Origin of the sequence: Bacillus sp. FSL K6-2971 (assembly GCF_038006405.1) — a bacterium.
In the GTDB taxonomy this organism is placed as follows: domain Bacteria; phylum Bacillota; class Bacilli; order Bacillales; family Bacillaceae; genus Bacillus; species Bacillus pumilus.
Genome location: NZ_JBBOVD010000001.1, coordinates 14,387 through 37,766, shown reverse-complemented (window position 1 = coordinate 37,766; position 23,380 = coordinate 14,387). Strand labels below are relative to the sequence as shown.

At 42.9% G+C, this 23,380-nt stretch carries 17 protein-coding genes, 3 tRNA genes, 4 rRNA genes, 1 other RNA gene, 1 pseudogene and 1 other annotated feature; of the genes and pseudogenes, 6 read left to right on the top strand and 20 right to left on the bottom strand.

Annotation, left to right across the window (positions count from 1 at the left end; genetic code table 11):
- Positions 1-69: 69 nt before the first annotated feature.
- The 12 genes from rrf (MHI33_RS00185) to tadA all read right to left on the bottom strand — a co-directional run bounded on the left by rrf (MHI33_RS00185) (position 70) and on the right by tadA (position 9,757).
- Positions 70-185 (bottom strand): 5S ribosomal RNA (gene rrf, locus MHI33_RS00185).
- Positions 186-246: 61 nt separating this feature from the next.
- Positions 247-3,177: ribosomal RNA gene (locus MHI33_RS00180) — 23S ribosomal RNA — on the bottom strand.
- A gap of 98 nt (positions 3,178-3,275) precedes the next feature.
- A tRNA-Ala gene (locus MHI33_RS00175) sits at positions 3,276-3,351 on the bottom strand.
- Between the two features lie 14 nt (positions 3,352-3,365).
- Positions 3,366-3,442: transfer RNA gene (locus MHI33_RS00170), tRNA-Ile, on the bottom strand.
- Between the two features lie 95 nt (positions 3,443-3,537).
- A 16S ribosomal RNA gene (locus tag MHI33_RS00165) occupies positions 3,538-5,086 on the bottom strand.
- The 16S, 23S and 5S rRNA genes sit together here with 2 tRNA genes alongside, the layout of an rRNA operon.
- A 276-nt stretch (positions 5,087-5,362) precedes the next feature.
- Positions 5,363-5,626: a pro-sigmaK processing inhibitor BofA family protein gene (locus MHI33_RS00160; RefSeq protein WP_003218084.1), complete on the bottom strand. Its 264-nt coding sequence runs from the start codon at positions 5,624-5,626 to the stop codon at positions 5,363-5,365.
- Between the two features lie 66 nt (positions 5,627-5,692).
- Positions 5,693-5,917 (bottom strand): YaaL family protein, encoded by a 225-nt coding sequence (locus MHI33_RS00155; RefSeq protein WP_003218088.1) that lies wholly within the window; start codon positions 5,915-5,917, stop codon positions 5,693-5,695.
- Positions 5,918-5,935: 18 nt separating this feature from the next.
- A complete protein-coding gene (recR, locus tag MHI33_RS00150) occupies positions 5,936-6,532 on the bottom strand; it encodes a recombination protein RecR (RefSeq protein ID WP_340908240.1) in 597 nt (198 codons plus the stop codon).
- 15 nt (positions 6,533-6,547) lie between these two features.
- A complete protein-coding gene (locus MHI33_RS00145; protein ID WP_008342011.1) occupies positions 6,548-6,871 on the bottom strand; it encodes a YbaB/EbfC family nucleoid-associated protein in 324 nt (107 codons plus the stop codon).
- A gap of 26 nt (positions 6,872-6,897) precedes the next feature.
- Positions 6,898-8,610: a DNA polymerase III subunit gamma/tau gene (gene dnaX, locus MHI33_RS00140; protein WP_065097771.1), complete on the bottom strand. Its 1,713-nt coding sequence runs from the start codon at positions 8,608-8,610 to the stop codon at positions 6,898-6,900.
- Positions 8,611-8,939: 329 nt separating this feature from the next.
- Positions 8,940-9,204, bottom strand: an RNA gene (gene ffs, locus MHI33_RS00135) — signal recognition particle sRNA large type.
- A 76-nt stretch (positions 9,205-9,280) separates the two neighbouring features.
- Positions 9,281-9,757 carry a tRNA adenosine(34) deaminase TadA gene (tadA, locus tag MHI33_RS00130; protein ID WP_044140444.1) on the bottom strand — a complete coding sequence of 159 codons (477 nt, stop codon included), beginning with the start codon at positions 9,755-9,757 and terminating at the stop codon, positions 9,281-9,283.
- A 79-nt stretch (positions 9,758-9,836) separates the two neighbouring features.
- Between tadA and MHI33_RS00125 the strand changes: the two genes are divergently transcribed.
- From MHI33_RS00125 to MHI33_RS00110, 4 genes are all read left to right on the top strand, one after another.
- Complete coding sequence (locus MHI33_RS00125; RefSeq protein ID WP_065097772.1) at positions 9,837-10,391, top strand: isochorismatase family cysteine hydrolase; 555 nt, start codon at positions 9,837-9,839, stop codon at positions 10,389-10,391.
- A gap of 99 nt (positions 10,392-10,490) precedes the next feature.
- Positions 10,491-11,738, top strand: coding sequence for a glycoside hydrolase family 18 protein (locus tag MHI33_RS00120; RefSeq protein ID WP_235355576.1), 1,248 nt, complete (start codon positions 10,491-10,493; stop codon positions 11,736-11,738).
- A gap of 79 nt (positions 11,739-11,817) precedes the next feature.
- Positions 11,818-12,441, top strand: a complete 624-nt coding sequence (locus MHI33_RS00115) for a deoxynucleoside kinase (RefSeq protein WP_044140447.1) — start codon at positions 11,818-11,820, stop codon at positions 12,439-12,441.
- Entirely contained in the window at positions 12,438-13,097 is a 660-nt protein-coding gene (locus MHI33_RS00110) for a deoxynucleoside kinase (protein WP_003218104.1), read from the top strand. Before MHI33_RS00115 ends, MHI33_RS00110 begins: the two co-directional genes overlap by 4 nt.
- Before the next feature lie 88 nt (positions 13,098-13,185).
- Here MHI33_RS00110 and MHI33_RS00105 read toward each other — a convergent pair.
- The 5 genes and pseudogenes from MHI33_RS00105 to pdxS form a co-directional block, all read right to left on the bottom strand.
- Positions 13,186-13,278: transfer RNA gene (locus tag MHI33_RS00105), tRNA-Ser, on the bottom strand.
- A gap of 129 nt (positions 13,279-13,407) precedes the next feature.
- A pseudogene (locus MHI33_RS21980) lies at positions 13,408-13,743 on the bottom strand (methyl-accepting chemotaxis protein); the annotation flags it as partial.
- A gap of 597 nt (positions 13,744-14,340) precedes the next feature.
- On the bottom strand, positions 14,341-15,615 hold the full coding sequence (serS, locus tag MHI33_RS00095; RefSeq protein WP_106067747.1) for a serine--tRNA ligase: 1,275 nt from the start codon (positions 15,613-15,615) through the stop codon (positions 14,341-14,343).
- 49 nt (positions 15,616-15,664) lie between these two features.
- Positions 15,665-15,881 (bottom strand) — a binding site (T-box leader).
- A 53-nt stretch (positions 15,882-15,934) separates the two neighbouring features.
- Complete coding sequence (gene pdxT / locus MHI33_RS00090) at positions 15,935-16,525, bottom strand: pyridoxal 5'-phosphate synthase glutaminase subunit PdxT (protein ID WP_050945825.1); 591 nt, start codon at positions 16,523-16,525, stop codon at positions 15,935-15,937.
- Positions 16,526-16,545: 20 nt separating this feature from the next.
- Positions 16,546-17,430, bottom strand: coding sequence for a pyridoxal 5'-phosphate synthase lyase subunit PdxS (gene pdxS / locus MHI33_RS00085; RefSeq protein WP_044140451.1), 885 nt, complete (start codon positions 17,428-17,430; stop codon positions 16,546-16,548).
- Positions 17,431-17,675: 245 nt separating this feature from the next.
- Here pdxS and pdxR point away from each other — a divergent pair, with 245 nt between their 5' ends.
- A complete protein-coding gene (gene pdxR, locus MHI33_RS00080) occupies positions 17,676-19,154 on the top strand; it encodes a MocR-like pyridoxine biosynthesis transcription factor PdxR (protein WP_106067748.1) in 1,479 nt (492 codons plus the stop codon).
- A 38-nt stretch (positions 19,155-19,192) separates the two neighbouring features.
- Here the strand turns inward: pdxR and MHI33_RS00075 are convergent, their stop codons facing one another.
- Both MHI33_RS00075 and guaB read right to left on the bottom strand, forming a co-directional pair.
- Positions 19,193-20,518, bottom strand: coding sequence for a D-alanyl-D-alanine carboxypeptidase family protein (locus tag MHI33_RS00075; protein ID WP_044140453.1), 1,326 nt, complete (start codon positions 20,516-20,518; stop codon positions 19,193-19,195).
- A gap of 160 nt (positions 20,519-20,678) precedes the next feature.
- Entirely contained in the window at positions 20,679-22,145 is a 1,467-nt protein-coding gene (gene guaB, locus MHI33_RS00070; protein ID WP_065097777.1) for an IMP dehydrogenase, read from the bottom strand.
- Between the two features lie 121 nt (positions 22,146-22,266).
- Here guaB and MHI33_RS00065 point away from each other — a divergent pair, with 121 nt between their 5' ends.
- Positions 22,267-23,205, top strand: coding sequence for a YaaC family protein (locus MHI33_RS00065; protein ID WP_065097778.1), 939 nt, complete (start codon positions 22,267-22,269; stop codon positions 23,203-23,205).
- A gap of 41 nt (positions 23,206-23,246) precedes the next feature.
- Here the strand turns inward: MHI33_RS00065 and rrf (MHI33_RS00060) are convergent.
- Positions 23,247-23,362, bottom strand: a 5S ribosomal RNA gene (gene rrf / locus MHI33_RS00060).
- Positions 23,363-23,380 lie beyond the last annotated feature (18 nt).

Here is a 23,380-nt window from a genome sequence, read left to right as displayed (position 1 = left end):
ATCGGGTGTTTGTTCCTTTTCTTAAAAAACAAAAAAGACCAGTTCCTTATGGAACTGATCCTTAGAAAAGCTTGGCGGCGTCCTACTCTCACAGGGGGAGACCCCCAACTACCATCGGCGCTGAAGAGCTTAACTTCCGTGTTCGGTATGGGAACGGGTGTGACCTCTTCGCTATCGCCACCAAACCTGATGGAGAGAATGTTCTCTCAAAACTAGATAACAATGTTCAAGCTTCACATTAGAATATAGGTTAAGTCCTCGATCTATTAGTATCTGTCAGCTCCACGTGTCACCACGCTTCCACCTCAGACCTATCAACCTGATCATCTTTCAGGGATCTTACTTCCTTGCGGAATGGGAAATCTCATCTTGAGGGGGGCTTCATGCTTAGATGCTTTCAGCACTTATCCCGTCCGCACATAGCTACCCAGCGATGCCCTTGGCAGAACAACTGGTACACCAGCGGTGCGTCCATCCCGGTCCTCTCGTACTAAGGACAGCTCCTCTCAAATTTCCTGCGCCCGCGACGGATAGGGACCGAACTGTCTCACGACGTTCTGAACCCAGCTCGCGTACCGCTTTAATGGGCGAACAGCCCAACCCTTGGGACCGACTACAGCCCCAGGATGCGATGAGCCGACATCGAGGTGCCAAACCTCCCCGTCGATGTGGACTCTTGGGGGAGATAAGCCTGTTATCCCCGGGGTAGCTTTTATCCGTTGAGCGATGGCCCTTCCATGCGGAACCACCGGATCACTAAGCCCGACTTTCGTCCCTGCTCGACTTGTAGGTCTCGCAGTCAAGCTCCCTTGTGCCTTTACACTCTGCGAATGATTTCCAACCATTCTGAGGGAACCTTTGGGCGCCTCCGTTACATTTTAGGAGGCGACCGCCCCAGTCAAACTGCCCACCTGACACTGTCTCCCTGCCCGATAAGGGCAGCGGGTTAGAAGGTCAATACAGCCAGGGTAGTATCCCACCGATGCCTCCACCGAAGCTAGCGCTCCGGTTTCCAAGGCTCCTACCTATCCTGTACAAGCTGTACCAACATTCAATATCAGGCTGCAGTAAAGCTCCACGGGGTCTTTCCGTCCTGTCGCGGGTAACCTGCATCTTCACAGGTACTATAATTTCACCGAGTCTCTCGTTGAGACAGTGCCCAGATCGTTGCGCCTTTCGTGCGGGTCGGAACTTACCCGACAAGGAATTTCGCTACCTTAGGACCGTTATAGTTACGGCCGCCGTTTACTGGGGCTTCAATTCGCACCTTCGCTTACGCTAAGCGCTCCTCTTAACCTTCCAGCACCGGGCAGGCGTCAGCCCCTATACTTCGCCTTACGGCTTCGCAGAGACCTGTGTTTTTGCTAAACAGTCGCCTGGGCCTATTCACTGCGGCTTCTCGGGGCTTTAACACCCTAAGAAGCACCCCTTCTCCCGAAGTTACGGGGTCATTTTGCCGAGTTCCTTAACGAGAGTTCTCTCGATCACCTTAGGATTCTCTCCTCGCCTACCTGTGTCGGTTTGCGGTACGGGCACCTCTCACCTCGCTAGAGGCTTTTCTTGGCAGTGTGGAATCAGGAACTTCGCTACTAAATTTCGCTCGCCATCACAGCTCAGCCTTTACGGGAAACGGATTTGCCTATTTCCCAGCCTAACTGCTTGGACGCGGATATCCAATACCGCGCTTACCCTATCCTCCTGCGTCCCCCCATTGCTCAAATGGTGAGGAGGTGGTACAGGAATATCAACCTGTTGTCCATCGCCTACGCCTTTCGGCCTCGGCTTAGGTCCCGACTAACCCTGAGCGGACGAGCCTTCCTCAGGAAACCTTAGGCATTCGGTGGACGGGATTCTCACCCGTCTTTCGCTACTCATACCGGCATTCTCACTTCTAAGCGCTCCACCAGTCCTTCCGGTCTGACTTCACAGCACTTAGAACGCTCTCCTACCACTGTTCGTAAGAACAGTCCGCAGCTTCGGTGATACGTTTAGCCCCGGTACATTTTCGGCGCAGAGTCACTCGACCAGTGAGCTATTACGCACTCTTTAAATGGTGGCTGCTTCTAAGCCAACATCCTGGTTGTCTAAGCAACTCCACATCCTTTTCCACTTAACGTATACTTTGGGACCTTAGCTGGCGGTCTGGGCTGTTTCCCTTTCGACTACGGATCTTATCACTCGCAGTCTGACTCCCAAGGATAAGTCATCGGCATTCGGAGTTTGACTGAATTCGGTAACCCGGTAGGGGCCCCTAGTCCAATCAGTGCTCTACCTCCGAGACTCTTACCTTGAGGCTAGCCCTAAAGCTATTTCGGAGAGAACCAGCTATCTCCAGGTTCGATTGGCATTTCACCCCTACCCACACCTCATCCCCGCACTTTTCAACGTGCGTGGGTTCGGGCCTCCATTCAGTGTTACCTGAACTTCACCCTGGACATGGGTAGATCACCTGGTTTCGGGTCTACGACCACGTACTCATGCGCCCTATTCAGACTCGCTTTCGCTGCGGCTCCGCATCTTCTGCTTAACCTTGCACGGGATCGTAACTCGCCGGTTCATTCTACAAAAGGCACGCCATCACCCTTTAACGGGCTCTGACTACTTGTAGGCACACGGTTTCAGGATCTATTTCACTCCCCTTCCGGGGTGCTTTTCACCTTTCCCTCACGGTACTGGTTCACTATCGGTCACTAGGGAGTATTTAGCCTTGGGAGATGGTCCTCCCGGATTCCGACGGAATTTCACGTGTTCCGCCGTACTCAGGATCCACTCTGGAGAGAACAACATTTCAGTTACAGGGCTGTTACCTTCTTTGGCGGGCCTTTCCAGACCTCTTCGCTTATATCGTTCCTTTGTAACTCCGTATAGAGTGTCCTACAACCCCAAGAGGCAAGCCTCTTGGTTTGGGCTGTTCCCGTTTCGCTCGCCGCTACTCAGGGAATCGCATTTGCTTTCTCTTCCTCCGGGTACTTAGATGTTTCAGTTCCCCGGGTATGCCTTCTCATACTCTATGTATTCAAGTATGGATACTACTCCATTACGAGCAGTGGGTTTCCCCATTCGGAAATCTCCGGATCAAAGCTTGCTTACAGCTCCCCGAAGCATATCGGTGTTCGTCCCGTCCTTCATCGGCTCCTAGTGCCAAGGCATCCACCGTGCGCCCTTTCTAACTTAACCATTTCTTACTTTAGAAAGAATCACTATGTGTGATGAACTTTGCATTGCATTCAATGTGAATGTATTACTTATTGTTATCTAGTTTTCAAAGAACACGTTGGTGGAGCCTAGCGGGATCGAACCGCTGACCTCCTGCGTGCAAGGCAGGCGCTCTCCCAGCTGAGCTAAGGCCCCGATTTAATAGAAGATGGTGGGCCTGAGTGGACTCGAACCACCGACCTCACGCTTATCAGGCGTGCGCTCTAACCAGCTGAGCTACAGGCCCATCTTTCATATCGAAGATATGATGTTGTAGGATCTTTTGCAAGTTCCTTCAAAACTAAACAAGACGAAAACGCACACTGCTCCATATATCCTTAGAAAGGAGGTGATCCAGCCGCACCTTCCGATACGGCTACCTTGTTACGACTTCACCCCAATCATCTGTCCCACCTTCGGCGGCTGGCTCCATAAAGGTTACCTCACCGACTTCGGGTGTTACAAACTCTCGTGGTGTGACGGGCGGTGTGTACAAGGCCCGGGAACGTATTCACCGCGGCATGCTGATCCGCGATTACTAGCGATTCCAGCTTCACGCAGTCGAGTTGCAGACTGCGATCCGAACTGAGAACAGATTTATGGGATTGGCTAAACCTTGCGGTCTCGCAGCCCTTTGTTCTGTCCATTGTAGCACGTGTGTAGCCCAGGTCATAAGGGGCATGATGATTTGACGTCATCCCCACCTTCCTCCGGTTTGTCACCGGCAGTCACCTTAGAGTGCCCAACTAAATGCTGGCAACTAAGATCAAGGGTTGCGCTCGTTGCGGGACTTAACCCAACATCTCACGACACGAGCTGACGACAACCATGCACCACCTGTCACTCTGTCCCCGAAGGGAAAGCCCTATCTCTAGGGTTGTCAGAGGATGTCAAGACCTGGTAAGGTTCTTCGCGTTGCTTCGAATTAAACCACATGCTCCACCGCTTGTGCGGGCCCCCGTCAATTCCTTTGAGTTTCAGTCTTGCGACCGTACTCCCCAGGCGGAGTGCTTAATGCGTTAGCTGCAGCACTAAGGGGCGGAAACCCCCTAACACTTAGCACTCATCGTTTACGGCGTGGACTACCAGGGTATCTAATCCTGTTCGCTCCCCACGCTTTCGCTCCTCAGCGTCAGTTACAGACCAGAGAGTCGCCTTCGCCACTGGTGTTCCTCCACATCTCTACGCATTTCACCGCTACACGTGGAATTCCACTCTCCTCTTCTGCACTCAAGTTTCCCAGTTTCCAATGACCCTCCCCGGTTGAGCCGGGGGCTTTCACATCAGACTTAAGAAACCGCCTGCGAGCCCTTTACGCCCAATAATTCCGGACAACGCTTGCCACCTACGTATTACCGCGGCTGCTGGCACGTAGTTAGCCGTGGCTTTCTGGTTAGGTACCGTCAAGGTGCGAGCAGTTACTCTCGCACTTGTTCTTCCCTAACAACAGAGCTTTACGATCCGAAAACCTTCATCACTCACGCGGCGTTGCTCCGTCAGACTTTCGTCCATTGCGGAAGATTCCCTACTGCTGCCTCCCGTAGGAGTCTGGGCCGTGTCTCAGTCCCAGTGTGGCCGATCACCCTCTCAGGTCGGCTACGCATCGTCGCCTTGGTGAGCCATTACCCCACCAACTAGCTAATGCGCCGCGGGTCCATCTGTAAGTGACAGCCGAAACCGTCTTTCATCCTTGAACCATGCGGTTCAAGGAACTATCCGGTATTAGCTCCGGTTTCCCGGAGTTATCCCAGTCTTACAGGCAGGTTACCCACGTGTTACTCACCCGTCCGCCGCTAACATCCGGGAGCAAGCTCCCTTCTGTTCGCTCGACTTGCATGTATTAGGCACGCCGCCAGCGTTCGTCCTGAGCCAGGATCAAACTCTCCGAAAAAGTACAAAACCGAAGTTTTGTTTTTCGTCAGCGTTTGACTGACTACCTATGATGTTTCATAGGATTTTTTTATAAAAACTCGAATTAACAGGTACGTTTTGTCTTGTTTAGTTTTCAAAGAACTTGTTTACCGCTTCAGAAGCGACTAGAACATCATACCACATTTAAATTGTTAATGTCAACAACTTTTTTGTTATCATGTTTTTTCGTTTCTTCGTCATCAGCGACGTATATTAATTTACCACCATACAGAATCAAAGTCAACAATATTTTTCATTAAATAATAAATTTTTCAATTACGACTAAAGCTGCTACGCCTGGGATGCCCAATAAACCACTGATTCCACTTGTTACAGGGTTAATAGAGACATGTAATCCTAGACTCTCACCAAATAGATTGAGGCAAAATAAAAAAAGAGCACCTGCCACAAACTTTATTCCGATCAGCCCTAACCATTTGATGGGGTTCGCTTGAACACCTGACATAAACAACAATAGTACAGCAAGCAAAATTGACCCGATCACAATAACAGGTTCCATAATCCTCTCATCTCCTCTTCATATGAATAGTACAAGCATATGAGAGGACTATGTAAAATAGACCTGCTATCTCCAGTTGTTTAAACGTAAATTCCTCTTTTTCGCTTCTCTTAGATAGAAAAAGTACTTCGCTTGAGCAAGCTTTAATTCGAATAGAATGTCCGGTGAAGGCTCAACGCTATTTGCGACAAGCTTTTTTTGTCTGTTCCATTCTTCCTTTTGCTTAAAAAGCTGTTGAATTAATTTCTCATCGAATTCTTTTCGAATTGATTTTCTGCGAAGAAAACCCATGTACCGTACTTCTCCTTCCTACATCTCACGTCTGCCCTCTAGAGCTTTAGACAGTGTGACTTCATCCGCATACTCTAAGTCTCCACCTACTGGTAGTCCGTGAGCAATACGAGAGAGTTTAATTCCTGATGGTTTCAACAATCTAGAGATATACATGGCTGTAGCCTCTCCTTCAATGTTTGGATTCGTTGCAAGGATTGCCTCTGTCACTTGATCGTCTTGCAATCTTTTTAACAGATCAGGAATTTTAATATCCTCTGGACCAATGCCATCCATTGGCGAAATAGCACCATGAAGTACATGATATAAGCCGTTGTATTCTTTCATCTTTTCCATCGCGATCACATCTTTTGGATCTTGTACTACACAGATAACAGATTGATCTCTTCTTGTATCTTCACAAATATAGCAAGGATCTTGATCTGTGATATGGCCGCATACCGAGCAATAAGTTAAATTACGCTTTGCGTTAACAAGCGCCTTCGCGAAATCTAGTACGACATCTTCCTGCATACTAAGAACAAAAAAAGCCAGACGGACCGCAGTTTTCGGTCCGATTCCTGGCAATTTCATAAAGCTGTCAATCAGCTTTGATATTGGTTCAGGATATTGCATCTTCAGTTATTCCTCCTAGAATAAACCTGGCATGTTCATTCCTTTTGTGAATTGACCCATTGTTTCATTTGTTAACTCATCAACTTTTTTCAATGCATCGTTTGTCGCTGCAAGTACAAGATCTTGAAGCATATCGATATCTTCTGGATCAACAACTTCTTCATTGATTGCTACATCGACAACTTCTTTTTGTCCATTTACTTTTACAGTGACCATACCGCCACCAGCTGTACCTTCAAGGACTTTTTCTGCAAGCTCTTCTTGAGCCTTAGCCATATCCTTTTGCATTTTTTGCATTTGTTTCATCATTTTTTGCATATTTCCCATTCCACCACGCATATGAACACCACTCTCTTTCATTTTTATTAATCTTTAATTTCAATTAAATCGGTTCCTACTAACTTCTCTGCTTCTGCAATCAATGGATCCTCTTCAGCAGGAGTCCCCTGACCATCTGCCTGTTCATCTGGCTGATGATCTCTTAAAAATTCTTCTCTTATTTTACCCCATTGAGCGTCAGGAACGCCAACTAATTCCACTCTTTTCCCTAACATAGACTCTAGTAGCTGCTCAAGGTTGGTTCGAACACCACTTTTATCTTCAGCAACCATTTTACAATGTATTTCAAACTTGAATTTTAAAACAAAGGCATGAGTAGCAGCAGCAACTGGTTCACTATCCGTTAATAGTGCAGCGTGAGACACCTTATTCTGCAGTTTCAAGTGGGCAAGGAGTTCTCCCCATTTACCTTTAATTTTTTCTAGCTCTGGACGTTTTGCCTCTTTTAGAATCTCGTGAATTCGACCGACAGGTGCACGGTATCCATTTTTGTTACTCGTTTGTGGTCGAGGTGCTTCCTTTTTTTCTTGAGGATGATGAGAATGAGACATTGGCACACCCTCAGCTTTTATCCTAGATAGCTCCTGTTCCAACCTATCTATTTTATCCGTTAGCGCCGTTAAATCAGCGTTAGCATGAGCTTGTGGTATTCCAGCCGTTGACTGACATAGCTTGACAACAGCTACCTCAAAGAAAATCCTTGGATGATTCGTCCATTTCATTTCTTGGTGACTTTTATTCAGCACTTCAATTGTTTCATATAGAAATTGAGGTGTCACACGATCCGAAAGCGTCACGAAATTTTCATCGACCTTTACCTTTTCAAGGACCCCTTCCAGATCTGGTGCTGTTTTATAAAGCAGCATATCTCTAAAATAAAAAATCATGTCCTCTATTAATTTAGCAGCATCTTTCCCCTGCTGAAGTAATTCATTTAAGGTATCTAACGCCACAGCAATATTTTGATCAAAAATTGCTTCGGCTAGCTGACTAATGAATTGCTGAGAAACAGCTCCTGTAATGAGCAGCGCATCATCAATTGTCAGTTGCTCACCACTAAATGAAATTGCTTGATCTAAGAGGCTTAGTGCATCACGCATACCGCCATCAGCTGCACTAGCGATAATCTCGAGCGAGCCCTCTTGTACATTTAGGCTTTCTGCATCTACAATTTTCTGCATTCTTCCAACAATATCTTTTGTTGTGATTCGTTTAAAATCAAATCTCTGGCAACGAGATATGATGGTAAGAGGAATCTTATGAGGCTCTGTGGTAGCCAAAATAAAGATACAATGAGCGGGCGGCTCCTCTAACGTTTTAAGGAGGGCATTAAACGCCCCGATAGAGAGCATATGTACTTCATCTATAATATAAACCTTATATGTAACCGCCGAAGGAGCAAATTTCACTTTATCACGTATATCACGGATTTCATCTACCCCGTTGTTTGAGGCAGCATCTATTTCGATCACATCTGAAATCGAGCCGTTAGTAATCCCTTTACAGGCATCACATTCATTACAAGGTTCACTCACAGGTGACTTTTCACAGTTCACTGCCTTCGCAAAGATTTTAGCAGCACTTGTTTTACCTGTTCCTCTAGGACCTGAAAATAAGTAAGCATGAGAAAACTTCTTCTGCAAAAGGGCATTTTGCAACGTTTTTGTGATGTGTTCTTGTCCAACAACATCCTCAAAAACTTGAGGTCTGAACACTCGATACAAAGCTTGATAACTCACAAATACGCCCTCCTCCATTTATCATCTTTTTTATTATACATGATGCACCGATCAATTCAAAAGCACACCTTTATTTTCTAATAAACGAAAATGATGATTTCAACTATAGATTTTCTACTTTCTATGAATCAAAAACCTTTTTTCTAGATTTTCGAATTGATCTGCCACACCATAAAGAACACTAGTTCTCATCATGATTAATAAAAAAACAAAAGACTCTAAAAAGATTTTTTGGCTATTTGTATAAACAAAGCAGCTGAGCTATTCTTTAAACAGCAACAAAAAACTCACCTAGATTAACTAGATGAGTTACATTTAATATTGATTTACCGTGCACCTTCTGTCGATTCGCTACCCCAAGCGTTACTTAAACAGTTAGCTCGGCCCAGGCAACCCTGCGGCACATGAGAGGTTTCACTTAATGCTGCTTCCTTCCGGACCTGACATGGTTCATGAATTCCCATTGCGCAGGACCCAGACGTCAACACCACTTATTTAAGGCAGACCTTGAAGTAAACGAACCTTGAGAAGGGATTCGGCCTCGCTAGAGCGGATTGCGAGTACAGGGCACCGCTACCTCCCCGCTTAGCACGGCAAAATGAATATTAAATTGTTAGTGACGCAGACATAAGTATACCTTCTTATAGCCGAAATTGCAAACGACATCCATTCATTTACTTTTGGCTTGTTTCTTTCGCTGACGGAGATTTCGGAAGAACTGACTTAACAGCTCACCACACTCATTTTCAAGTACACCACCAATGACTTCAGACTGATGATTGAACCGTTCATCATCCAGTAAATTCATTAAAGTACCTGCACATCCACCTTTTGGATCGTATGCACCGAAAACGACCTTTTTCACTCTAGAAAGGACAATCGCTCCCGCACACATAGGACATGGTTCAAGCGTCACATAAAGTACAGCATCCTCTAAACGCCAGCTTCCAGCCGTTTTACACGCTTCATCAATGGCAAGTAATTCTGCATGTGCAATTGAACGCTGCTCTGTTTCCCTTAAATTATGAGCTCGGCTCACAATTTGGTCATCAACAACGATGATGGCACCGATTGGTACTTCTCCTATTTGTTCTGCTTTTAAGGCTTCAGAAATAGCTTCTTGCATAAACTGTTCATCTCTCGTCATAGCACGGCTCTCTTTTCATGTTTTTTAAAAGGATATTGAGGTTAACATATTAGCACAATCTTTTAAAGGGGGTCTTACTTTGTCAAAGCACCAAAAGGCACTGCTTATTATCGACATGATTAATAATTTTGATTTTGAAATGGGACATGTGCTCGCTGATAAAACAGAGCAAATGACCAATAAGATTTTAGCTCTTAAAGATCATGCTTTCAAGGAAAATTGGCCGATTATCTATATCAACGACCACTATGGTCTCTGGAAGGCTGATATTCAAGCTGTGATGGAAACATGTAAAAATGAAAGAAGCGCCCCTATTTTAGAGAAAATGGCACCATCTAAAGATGATTACTTCTTAATTAAACCGAAGCATTCTGCCTTCTATGGAACTGCATTAGAGACACTCTTAAATGAATTAGGTGTGCAAGACATCATTTTGACCGGAATTGCAGGAAACATTTGCGTTCTGTTCACTGCAAATGACGCATACATGCGAGAATACAACTTAATTGTACCTAAAGATTGTATCGCATCAAATGACGACAGAGACAACGAATACGCTTTAACGATGATGGAGAACGTTCTACTAGCAAAAATCACCACTGCTAAAGAGATCACGAATGAAAATCAAACATGATTTATCCATAACCCTCATAAATTGTTAGCAATAACAAAGGGGGCGTTGACTATTCAAATTTATGTTGTCAAAAGAGGAGATACTTTAAACGAAATTGCCATGCGTTTTAAAACAACAGTCAATGAAATCATCCGTACCAACGATATTGAAACACCAAATCAACTCGTCATTGGACAAACAATTGTCATTCCAATTAGAGGACAATTTTATGAGGTCAAACAAAATGACACACTTTATCAAATTGGAAGACGATTTCGAATTTCAGTGGAAGAGTTGGCACGTGTGAATAGAATACGGCCTGAAGCGATACTTCCTATTCGCTTCTTGCTCTATATTCCTCAAAGACCTAAGAGGAACATTAATTCGAATGCTTACATTGAACCACGGGGAAATCAAGTCAGTGAAAACTTAAAACAAGCAGCTAGAGAGGCCTCTCCATATTTAACGCATTTAGGCGCCTTTAGTTTTCAAGCGCAAAGAGATGGAACACTGAAAGAACCACCGTTAGATCAGCTACCTCAAATAGCCGCTCAGAGCAGAACCGTTTTATCCATGGTGGTGACTAACCTAGAGAATGATAAATTCAGTGATGAACTTGGGCGAATTCTTTTGAATAACCAATCTGTCAAAGCCACATTTTTAAATGAAATCGTTCGTGTTGCAAAAAAGTATCAATTAAAAGAAATCCATTTTGATTTTGAATATTTACGTCCCGCTGATAAAGATGCTTACATTCAATTTTTAAGAGAGGCAACAACCCGCTTCCATCAAGAAGGATGGACAATATCTGTTGCGCTTGCCCCTAAAACAAGTAGTCAGCAAAAGGGAAAATGGTATGAAGCTCATGACTATGAAGCCATTGGGAAGATCGTCGATCATGTTGTATTAATGACCTACGAATGGGGATACAGCGGCGGCCCTGCGCAAGCAGTCTCTCCCATTGGACCTGTCCGCCAAGTCATTGAATATGCACTGACCGTTATGCCAGCCAATAAAATTGTTATGGGCCAGAACTTATACGGCTATGATTGGACGCTACCTTACGTTCAAGGCGGCCCTATTGCTAAAGCTGTCAGTCCCCAACAAGCGATTGCAATTGCTAGAAGTAATAATGCCTCCATTCTATATGACGAAACAGCACAAGCACCTTATTTTCGTTATACAGATGCCAATAATAAAGAGCACGAGGTATGGTTCGAAGATGCTAGATCAATTCAAGCAAAGTTCAACCTCATCAAAGAGTTAAACTTGAACGGAATTGCTTATTGGAAATTAGGTCTATCCTTCCCTCAAAATTGGCTCTTATTATCCGATCAATTTAATATTGAAAAAAGAACGACATCGTAATCCGTTCGCTCTATCTCTCGGAAGGGGTATGGTACAATATACATTGGTTTGACAACTTTATAGATAGAGGAGAACGCCTATGTATCCTGCCCCTTTTATTGCAGTGGAAGGCCCAATTGGAGCCGGAAAAACAACTTTGGCTACAATGCTTGCGAAGGAATTTCAATTTCCTTTAGTAAAAGAGATTGTAGAAGAAAATCCATTCTTAGATAAATTTTATGAAGATATGGAACAATGGAGCTTTCAGCTTGAGATGTTCTTTTTATGCAATCGGTTCAAACAATTAGAATCTATTCAAGAAAACTATGTGAATCAACAGCAGCCGATTGTCACTGATTATCATGTCTATAAAAATATGATATTTGCAGAAAGAACATTATCAAAAAAGCACATGGACAAATACAGAAAGATCTATCACCTGCTAACAGATGATCTTCCTAAACCAAATGCCATCATCTATATAAAAGCCAGCCTTCCTACCTTACTTGAAAGAATACAGATGAGAGGACGCTCTTTTGAAGAAGACATTGACCCGGCTTATTTAAAAACACTCATTGAAGATTATGAGCTGGCCATTGAGCATTTAAAACAGACTGACCCAGGGCTTCCTATCATTACAATTGAAGGAGATCATACAGACTTCGTTTCCTCACAGCAAGATTACCAGCAAATTGTACAGAACATAAAGGAGCAAGTGCTATGAACAATATCGAAATACCAAAGGATGCAGTGATCACAATCGCCGGGACTGTTGGTGTCGGAAAATCAACTATGACTAAAACAATAGCGGACAAGCTTGGCTTTCAAACCTCTCTTGAAAAAGTAGATGATAACCCATACTTAGAGCCCTTTTATTCAGATTTCCAAAGATGGAGCTTCCATTTACAGGTCTATTTCCTAGCTGAGCGTTTTAAGGAGCAAAAACGGATTTTTGAATCTGGTGGAGGATATGTGCAAGATCGTTCAATTTATGAGGACACAGGCATTTTCGCAAAAATGCATGCGGACAAAGGTACGATGTCTGAAGTAGATTATGAAACGTATACGAGTCTATTCGAGGCGATGGTGATGACACCTTACTTCCCTCACCCTGATGTTCTCATCTATTTACACGGGGATTTAGATCATATTTTACATCGTATTGAGGAACGCGGCAGAGAGATGGAAACTCAAACGGATCGAGCCTATTGGGAAGAAATGTACACGCGATACACGGAATGGATCGAACAATTCGATTTATGTCCAGTGATTAAAATTAACATTGAAGATTATGACTTACTTCATGATGAAAGCTCACTTGATCCCATTCTTCATGAAATAGCTTCTGTTATTCAAAAAAATCGCTCTAAAACAAAATAAAAAAACCGCTGCATTTCGCGAATGCAGCGGTTTGACAATTCCAATTTTTATGCTTGCGTTTCAATTCAACTAAGGTAAAAAATCAATATGGCGGAGGAAGAGGGATTCGAACCCCCGCGGGCTTTGACACCCCTGTCGGTTTTCAAGACCGATCCCTTCAGCCGGACTTGGGTATTCCTCCGTATCGACAAGAATTAATATACCATATCGTTTTATTTCAAGTCAACATCTTTTCGAAAAAAATTTCAATAAGTTATTTTGGTATGAGAATCTGCCCATAAAAAAGCAGCCATCGACGGCTGCTCTTGATCTATTTTGTATCCTGTCTAATCTCTTCAATAAAATGATTCATCTCTTCTTTAAACTCATTTAATGATTCAATAATTTTCGTAAAGTCTGTCACTTGTTTTGCTTGTTCATTTGTTGAACTGCTGATTTGTGAGATGTTTTCAGACAAAGTGCCAATGCTGTCTTGGATCTCTTTTAAGAAGGTATTAATGGTTTCAGCCGCTTCCTTTGATCCATCTGATAATTTACGAACTTCATCAGCCACGACAGCAAACCCTTTTCCATTCTCTCCTGCTCTTGCTGCTTCAATTGCAGCATTTAGCCCTAGCAAGTTGGTTTGTCTAGCAATCCCGCCAATGGTTTTGACGACTTCTTCAATATTTGCAGATTTCTCTTCCGCTCTTCCTGCCTGTTCGCTTATTTCTAAACTTGTGGCAGCCAGCTCTTGTGAATGCGCAGCAATTTGCTCAATTCCACTTTGAAGTTCTTTCGCTACATCATTGATATGCTCCATATAACCGCTTAATTTCTTTTCACGATGATGTGAAAAAGCCACTAAAAAAGAGCCAATTACTTTTCTATTTTCATCAAAAATCGGGTAACCTTTTACTGCAATTTCATAACCATATAAAGACTCTGGTAAATGACCGTCATATTCTTGTCCTCTTAATGTCGTCGCCACGTTTTGGTCTTCTGGGTTCAATGGGTCCCCAACCTTCATGCCAAAATCTATTGTTTTAGACGGATAGTAACAAAGCACCTTCTCTGTATCAGTGATGCCGAAAAGGATACTTTCATCTAGAACTTTTCTAATTAATTGAGCCATTTCAACATAATAGTCAAGCCTATTCAAGGTTATTCCTTCTTTCCTAGAAGCTTTTAGTATTTCTATCGGCTAAATTTAGGAAAACTGTAGGACTTTTGGTAAAAAGAAAAAAGATGCCATAGCGGCATCTTATTTCATTACTTCTTTATTTCCCATATAAGGACGCAGTACTTCAGGAATGATCACAGTGCCGTCCTCTTGTTGATAGTTTTCTAAAATGGCCGCCACGGTTCTTCCTACTGCTAAACCAGATCCATTTAATGTGTGCACATGCTCTGGCTTGGCTTTAGGCTCTGGACGGAATCGAATGTTTGCACGTCTTGCTTGGAATGCTTCAAAGTTACTGCAAGAAGAAATTTCACGATACGTATCTTGGCTCGGAATCCATACTTCGATATCGTATTTTTTCGCAGCCGTGAATCCTAAATCTCCCGTACACATGCTCATGACACGGTATGGCAGGTTTAATAGCTGTAGGACTTTTTCTGCTTGATTTGTTAGTTTCTCTAATTCTTCATAAGAATCTTCAGGTCTAACAAATTTCACAAGCTCTACCTTATTAAATTGATGCTGACGGATGAGTCCGCGTGTATCTCTGCCGGCAGATCCAGCCTCTGATCTAAAGCAAGCACTGAATGCTGCATAATTGATTGGCAGCTGTTCATCTTCAAGGATTTCGTCACGGTGCATGTTGGTGATTGGCACTTCAGCCGTTGGAATGAGGAAGTAATCTTCTTCTCGAATTTTAAAGGCATCCTCTTCGAACTTTGGAAGCTGACCAGTTCCTGTCATGCTTGCTCTGTTAACCATATAAGGTGGAATCACTTCAGTAAAACCAAACTCATCCACATGTAAATCGAGCATGAAGTTATACAGTGCGCGCTCTAAGCGTGCGCCAAGCCCTTTATAAAAAACGAAACGGCTTCCTGTCACTTTTCCTGCACGTTCAAAATCTAGAATATCTAACTCATCCGCTACGTCCCAATGTGGCTTTGGCTCAAATGAGAATGCCGGCTGTTCGCCCCATTTTCTCACTTCCACGTTGTCATCTTCTGTTTCCCCAACGGGTACAGTGTCATGAGGGATATTCGGAATAGAGAATAGAATATGCTGCAAGCTTTCTTCTACTGTTCTTAGCTCATCATCCAGCTTCTTAATCTCATCTCCTACCTCACGCATTTCTTGAATAATGTGATCGGCGTCTTTCTTTTCTCTTTTTAGAACAGCCACTTGCTGTGATACTTCATTTCTTCGGCTCTTTAATTCTTCTGTTTTTCCGATTAATTCTCTTCTTTTTTGATCCAGCTCACCAAACTTATCAAAATCTGCTAAATCTTCGCCTCGGTGTGCTAATTTTTCTTTGATTTGATCAAAGTCCGTGCGCAGTTGTTTAATATCCAGCATGTGTAACACTCCTTTTTTTATCGAAAAATAAAAAGAGCCCTCATCCCATGAAAGGGACGAGAGCTCTCGCGTTGCCACCCTGATTGAAAACATGCAGAAGCATGCTTTCCTCTTTCCTCTGTAACGGTATCACCGTAAATGCTTACTTCTCGTGTTTCAGCATTTCGCTCAAGGATGGATTCAGACTGCATCTTTCACCGATTCGCACCAACCATCGGCTCTCTGAGAAAGAGGGGCTTCTTACTATTTCCCGTCAACGCTTTTTCGATCTTTGATTGTGATTTTAATGTACTATAAGTTTTATCTCTTTTCAACCGTTTTATACAGCGAGCTTCGTTTTATAGGACTTCACCATTTCAACAAACAGTTGTGTTAACCGGTGGTCGTCTGTCAGCTCTGGATGAAAAGAACAGCCTAAGATATTGTTTTCCTTCGCCATCACAATCCTGCCATCATATTCAGCCATGATGTCTACACTCTCATCTGCACTGATGATATGAGGCGCACGGATGAACACTCCTGTAAACGGCGCATCCAGTCCTTTTACTTCTAAATCTGCTTCAAAGCTGTCTACCTGTCTGCCAAATGAATTCCGTGCAACAGATACATTTAACAGTCCAAGATGAGCATCGTCTCGATCTTCTATATGCTTTGCCAGCATAATCAAACCGGCACAGGTCCCGAAAATCGGTTTCCCTTCTGCAGCGAACGCTTTGATCGGTTCAATAAATTGGTACGTATCCATGAGTCTTCTCATCGTCGTGCTTTCTCCACCAGGGATAATAAGACCGTCAACAGATGCTAGCTCTTCTGCTCGTTTGATGATCTTCCCTTCTGCAGCGCAAGCTTCAATCGATTGAATATGCTCTCTCACGGCTCCTTGAAGCCCTAGTACACCAATTGTTAGCATGTTCGTTTGCGCTCCCTTAATTACCAGCCACGCTCTTGCATACGCTCTTCTGGCAGTAGATTTGAGATTTCAATTCCTTTCATGGCTGTTCCAAGCTCTTTTGAAAGCTCTGCAATGAGACGGTAATCTGTGAAGTGAGTCGTTGCTTCAACAATTGCTTTTGCAAATTTCGCTGGATTGTCTGATTTAAAAATACCAGATCCAACAAATACACCGTCTGCTCCAAGCTGCATCATTAACGCAGCATCTGCTGGTGTCGCAACGCCTCCCGCTGCAAAGTTAACAACTGGGAGCTTGCCGTCTTTTTTGATTTGAAGCAATAAATCATACGGTGCTCCCAGGTTCTTCGCTTCTGTCATCAGTTCATCTTCACTCATTGCTGCTACTTTACGAATCTGAGCATTGACCTTTCTCATATGACGGACAGCTTCTACAATGTTGCCTGTCCCAGGCTCTCCTTTTGTGCGAAGCATAGAAGCGCCTTCTGCGATACGGCGGGTTGCTTCACCTAAATCACGGCAACCACAGACAAAAGGTACTGTGTATTCATTTTTATTTAAATGGAATTCCTCATCTGCGGGCGTCAGCACTTCACTCTCATCGATATAATCAACACCAAGTGCTTCAAGAACACGAGCCTCGACGATATGGCCGATACGTGCTTTTGCCATGACTGGAATCGTTACTGCATTTTGTACTTCCTCTACGATTCTTGGGTCTGCCATACGGGCAACACCGCCGGCTGCACGGATATCAGCTGGTACGCGTTCTAGTGCCATAACTGCCACCGCACCTGCTTCTTCTGCGATCTTTGCCTGTTCAGCATTGACGACATCCATAATGACGCCACCCTTTTGCATTTCTGCCATTCCACGTTTCACTCGTTCAGTTCCCTTATTGCTCACAATAGTTTCCTCCCATTTGTCAATTCGATTGATTTACCCCTTTATCATACAAGTGAGGTAGTATAACAATAAAGAGAATAGTATAACAATTCAATCCGCCGACAAATAAGCTTATACCCTTTTATATAAACGATTCCCTGCTGAAAATATGTCATTTTTCCTTTGAGGTGTCATTTACATGCTATAATGCAACTATAACAATTCAAATTCATGTATAACAATTTTGCACTCAATGGAGGTATCTCATGCATATTGATATCCATCGACATTCTGATACATCGCTTTCAAATCAGATTTACTTTTCAATCATTGATCATATCCAATCAGGTTTGCTTCAGCAGGGAGATAAGCTGCCAACTGTACGTGATTTAGCAAAGCAGCTGAATGTGAGTCTTGTCACGGCAGCAAAGGCATACACTCGGCTGAAGGACGACGGATATTTAACGACTGTGCAAGGAAAAGGAACGTTTGTGGATGAGTTGCAAAAGCAGTCAGAGATTCCGGTTCCATCATCTACCTCTTTTGATTGGCAGTTATCCATTCCGGATTATTTACCACGGTCTCAATTTGCTCAGTATCACTATGTCGAAGAAGCGATCAACCTTTCTTCCTCTATGATCGATCCAGGGCTTTTGCCAAACCGTTATTTAGAAAAAGAAATGCAGCATGTCCTAGCGAGACATCCTCAAATCATGTCAAAGTATGGGGAAATTCAAGGGGATCTTCAGCTTCGGCAGGTCATTCAGTCTTTTTTAGAAAAGCTAGATGTGCCTTCTACTCCTGAGAATATCCTTGTAACTAGTGGTTCTCAGCAAGGGCTTGATCTGGTTGCACGTGCGTTTATCGGTCCTGATGATGTAGTTGTCATGGAAGCACCGACCTATCCAGGCGCCATTGATGTCTTTATGGGGAGAGGGGCAAGAATTATTACAGTCCCGGTTGATCATGAAGGAATGAACATGAAGCAGCTTCAAAGCATTTGTGATAAATATAAACCAAAGCTCATCTACACGATTCCTACTTTTCACAGTCCAACAGGCGCCAGTATGTCAATGAAACGCAGAAAACAACTTCTCTTACTGGCTCAAAGTATTGATTGTCTTATTGTAGAGGATGATCCTTATCGTGAGCTTTATTTCGAAAAGAAGCCGCCAGCACCTATCAAAAGTCTGGATCATGATGGACACGTCATTTATTTACGAGGTTTAAGTAAAACACTTGCTCCAGGATGCAGAATTGGGATTATTACTGCTTCAGGCTCGATATTTAATCGTTTATTAGCTGCAAAGGCCAATAATGATTTAGGCAGCCCTCTTCTCACACAAAAAGCCATTCTGCCATTTCTGACTTCAAAGAAAATGATTGATCATACGAAAAAGTTGAGAACCGCCTTGATGGTGAGACGTGATTTAATGATAAATGTATTAACGAAGCATGCACCAAAAGATGTGACGTGGCAAATTCCTCAGGGTGGGCTCAATTTGTGGCTTAGCTTTCCTTCCTGGGTCGATACACGTGCACTTCTGCATGAGGCACGTAAGCAGCAAATCACCTTTCTGCCTGGCTCTGTGTGCTATCCTGGAGAGCCGAAGCAAAACTATATCCGCCTCAGCTTTTCTTATGTGAATGAAAAGGCACTGACCGAGGGAGTGGAAAAGTTATGTGGTATTTTTCAGCAAGCCTTGTCCACTCCTCAAAATCACAAACAATCGCTTTTCTTTTAATAAAAAAACTGCTCTCATGCATAGAGAGCAGTTTTTTATTAGAACCAACCTTTAACTGTGTCAACGATTCCGCCCCAAATGCCAGCGAAGAATCCACCTACACTACGCATTGCAAGGATGAACCAGTTTGCTTTTTCATCGCCTGTTTTCGTTATAAGCTCAACACCTGATTGATCTTTATTCAAATAGCCGTAGTCCTTCTCATCACCTGAATAAGAAGTCGTCAGCATGCCAACCTTCGTTCCTTTTTTAATAGGAGCTTCTAGTTTCGTTTTCTCGATATTTACTTTTGCTTTAAAGCTCTTTTCGTCGCCATTTTTTACTGGCACAGAGAAAGCTTCTTTCGTAACGACAGGTACTTCTTTGTCTTTACCTTTGTCGACTTCGATGTTTTCATGTCCTTTGATCTGTTGACCTTTTTTGTACATTTCTTTCATCGTGAAGTTTTTAAACGCATAATCGAACAGTTTTTTCGCCACGTCAAAACGTGCTGTATGAAGATTACCTTTTGCATTCAAGATCACTGCGATGACACGCATGTCACCTTGTTTAGCGGTACCTGTGAAGCTAGAACCAGCTGAATCTGTAGAACCTGTTTTCAGACCGTCTACACCTTTATATTCCTTCACAAGTCCTTTAAGCATGAAGTTCCAGTTAGGCATGTCCATTTCATCATCTGTGCCTTCTCTGAACTTTGTTTTCGCAATACTTGATGTTTCAAGAATTTCTGGGTGGTCTTTGATGAGATGCTGTGCAAGCAATGCCATATCTTTCGCAGATACTTCACTTTCTTCATCAGGACCTGTACCTTTTGGCTGTTTGCCATGTAAGTCTTTATTTTCTAGTCCAGTTGCATTCACGAATTTGTAGTTTGTTAAACCTAATTCTTTCGCTTTTGCGTTCATTTTTTCAACGAACTTCGATTCTGATCCAGCAATCACTTCTGCTAAGCCAATTGCTGCTGCATTTGCGGAATAAATAGCCGTTGCTTGATAAAGTTCTTTCACTGTATACGAGCCATCTTTTCTCAAAGGAACGTTTGATAAACTGCGGTCCTGAGAAATTTCGTATACATAATCATCTGGCGTATACGTTTGATCCCATTTCACTTTGCCTTCAGCAATCGCCTCTAGTAATAGATACTCTGTCATCATCTTTGCCATACTTGCAATAGGCAGTCTTTGCTCTGCGTTTTTACTATAAAGAATCTTACCTGTAGAAGCTTCAATTAGGATCGCTGCTTTCGCATTCACATTGAATGGATCTTCAGCTGCTTTTGCTTTGGACATTGGTGTAAATGCTGTCACAATCAATGCCAGTGCAAGGATAGAGACCATAAGCTGTTTCAATATCTTGCTGTTCAATCGTCATACCTCCGTTATCATCTTTTTTCGACATATTTCATATATATTTAATCCACAAGGGCTTATTTCAACACAACAGTATAAATTTTATCACAATAAAGACAAAAAAAATAGACAGAGTCATAGACCCTGTCAAATGTAATTTGATTGTCACAATTTATCAAGAAATTGTGTAGTTTGGTGATTCTTTTGTAATTTGTACATCATGTGGATGACTCTCACGAAGTCCTGCACCAGTCATGCGAATGAACTGTGCATCTTCTCTAAGTGAGCGTAAGTCCTGCGTTCCACAATAGCCCATACCAGAACGGATACCGCCAACGAGTTGATACACTGTATCAACGACTGGTCCTTTGTATGGTGTACGGCCTTCAATACCTTCTGGAACGAATTTTTTATTATCTTCTTGGAAGTAACGATCTTTACTTCCTTTTTCCATTGCAGCGACTGAACCCATACCGCGATAAACTTTGAAGCGTCTACCTTGGAAAATTTCTGTGTCCCCTGGGCTTTCAGATGTACCAGCTAGAAGGCTTCCAAGCATTACAGCATGTCCACCAGATGCTAGAGCTTTTACGATATCACCTGAATATTTAATTCCACCATCTGCAATAATAGCTTTACCATGTTTTCTTGCTTCTGTTGCACAGTCATAGATCGCTGTGATTTGTGGTACACCAACACCTGCAACAACACGTGTTGTACAAATAGATCCTGGTCCGATACCGACTTTCACAATATCTGCTCCTGCTTCAAACAATGCTTTTGTTGCATCGGCTGTTGCAACATTACCAGCAATGATATTAAGAGAAGGATACGTTTCACGGATTTTCGATACAGTGTTTAGAACACCTTGTGAATGTCCATGAGCAGTATCAATGACAACGACATCCACATTGGCTTCGACTAATTTTCTCACACGAGTCATTGTATCGCCAGTGACACCAACAGCGGCACCAACAATTAAACGGCCATGTGCATCTTTAGAGGAGTTAGGGAATTCGATCACTTTTTCAATATCTTTGATGGTGATGAGACCTTTTAACGTTCCTTCGTCATCTAAAAGAGGTAATTTTTCAATTTTATATTGCTGTAGAATTTTTTCAGCTTCTTCTAACGTCGTACCTACTGAAGCTGTCACAAGTTCCTCTTTTGTCATCACATCGCTAATCTTCATTGAATAATCCGAAATAAAACGAAGGTCACGGTTCGTAATAATACCAACAAGCTTTTGATCTTCTATGTTATTTACAATCGGTACACCTGAAATACGGTACTTACCCATTAGGTGCTCTGCATCAAATACTTGATGCTCAGGTGTTAAGAAGAATGGATTTGTAATAACGCCGCGCTCTGAACGTTTTACTTTATCCACTTGTTCTGCTTGTTGCTCTATAGACATGTTCTTATGAATGATACCAAGACCACCTTGACGTGCCATTGCAATCGCCATTTGTGATTCAGTCACCGTGTCCATTCCTGCACTGATAATTGGAATGTTTAGTTTTAATGTGCTTGTTAACTCAACTGATAAATCGACATCTCGCGGAAGTACTTCAGACTTAGCTGGAACAAGCAAAACATCGTCAAACGTCAAACCTTCTTTTGAAAATTTACTTTCCCACATTAGTAAATCCCCCTCTTTTCGGCAAAATATTATATGTAGATTATCAACTAGCAAACAGCATGTCAAGGAAGCAACAAACAGTTGCAATTTTTAGAAAATATAAAGAGAGTTGAGGAAGAAGATGAAAAGTTCAGGATGGAAGGATTTAAAACGTTTTTACTCACTTGAAACTTCCCAAAAATTTCTATATCAACAATATGAGAAACGGAACATTCAAGATGCAAACCAGCAAGCCTATAAAAACTGTGAACGGTTTATTTATTTTTTAAAGCATGGCCATACGTTCTACGAACAGGCAGCTATCGCCCCACTAGAACTGAAGCCCATTTTATTATTTTATGGAATGGCTCAGTTGCTAAAGGCATGTTTACTGACAGTTGATCCTCACTATCCTTCTCAAACCTCTGTTTTGGCCCATGGCGTAACATCGAGAAAGAGAAAGAAGCAGCACTACCGTTTTAGTGAAGATGAAGTAAAAATTCAGCGAAATGGACTATGCATGCATGTGTTAAAGCATTTATTTCATTTAAATGGCCTTGAAGATGAGCGATTTACGATGATTCATCTCCTTTCAAAGATACCTGAAATGAGTCATATTCTGGAGTTTCAAAAGCAGCCCTCGACATTAGTTAAAGTGGAAAAGGCCAATGGGATGATGATTCAAGATCATATTCCATTGCTTTATAACATGTCTGCTGAACGTTTTATTGAATACTTTGAGTTTCATACAAGTTGGAAACTCAAACTGAGAGAAGCCAAAAAGCTGACGTTTGATGTATCTCTAGAAGAAAACCCAGCGCTCGCTACTCATCTTCATTATGATTTAGAAATGGATCAATGGTATATTCCGTCAACGCGTGATTCATTTTTAGGGATTCCTGAGATTATCAGCCATTACTTATTAATGTATAATCTCAGTATGATTGCCCGCTACGAAACTGAATGGTGGTACGAGCTGCTGTCTCAATACATTAGTGATGATTATGTCATGATTGAGCGCTACATGGAGATTGCCGAAGAGAAGTTCCCAGCTTATATCATGATGCTGTTAGAAGAATAAACAAAAAAGACCAGTTCCAAATGGAACTGATCCTTAGAAAAGCTTGGCGGCGTCCTACTCTCACAGGGGGAGACCCCCAACTACCATCGGCGCTGAAGAGCTTAACTTCCGTGTTCGGTATGGGAACGGGTGTGACCTCTTCGCTATCGCCACCAAACCTGATGGAGAGAATGTT

Bases quoted from the DNA above. Each gene is read 5' to 3' on its own strand.
- MHI33_RS00160 (WP_003218084.1), bottom strand. From the start codon at position 5,626: ATGGAACCTGTTATTGTGATCGGGTCAATTTTGCTTGCTGTACTATTG.
- MHI33_RS00155 (WP_003218088.1), bottom strand. From the start codon at position 5,917: ATGGGTTTTCTTCGCAGAAAATCAATTCGAAAAGAATTCGATGAGAAA.
- recR (WP_340908240.1), bottom strand. From the start codon at position 6,532: ATGCAATATCCTGAACCAATATCAAAGCTGATTGACAGCTTTATGAAA.
- MHI33_RS00145 (WP_008342011.1), bottom strand. From the start codon at position 6,871: ATGCGTGGTGGAATGGGAAATATGCAAAAAATGATGAAACAAATGCAA.
- tadA (WP_044140444.1), bottom strand. From the start codon at position 9,757: ATGACGAGAGATGAACAGTTTATGCAAGAAGCTATTTCTGAAGCCTTA.
- MHI33_RS00120 (WP_235355576.1), top strand. From the start codon at position 10,491: ATGCGTTTTAAAACAACAGTCAATGAAATCATCCGTACCAACGATATT.
- MHI33_RS00115 (WP_044140447.1), top strand. From the start codon at position 11,818: ATGTATCCTGCCCCTTTTATTGCAGTGGAAGGCCCAATTGGAGCCGGA.
- MHI33_RS00110 (WP_003218104.1), top strand. From the start codon at position 12,438: ATGAACAATATCGAAATACCAAAGGATGCAGTGATCACAATCGCCGGG.
- serS (WP_106067747.1), bottom strand. From the start codon at position 15,615: ATGCTGGATATTAAACAACTGCGCACGGACTTTGATCAAATCAAAGAA.
- pdxT (WP_050945825.1), bottom strand. From the start codon at position 16,525: ATGCTAACAATTGGTGTACTAGGGCTTCAAGGAGCCGTGAGAGAGCAT.
- pdxR (WP_106067748.1), top strand. From the start codon at position 17,676: ATGCATATTGATATCCATCGACATTCTGATACATCGCTTTCAAATCAG.
- guaB (WP_065097777.1), bottom strand. From the start codon at position 22,145: ATGTGGGAAAGTAAATTTTCAAAAGAAGGTTTGACGTTTGACGATGTT.
- MHI33_RS00065 (WP_065097778.1), top strand. From the start codon at position 22,267: ATGAAAAGTTCAGGATGGAAGGATTTAAAACGTTTTTACTCACTTGAA.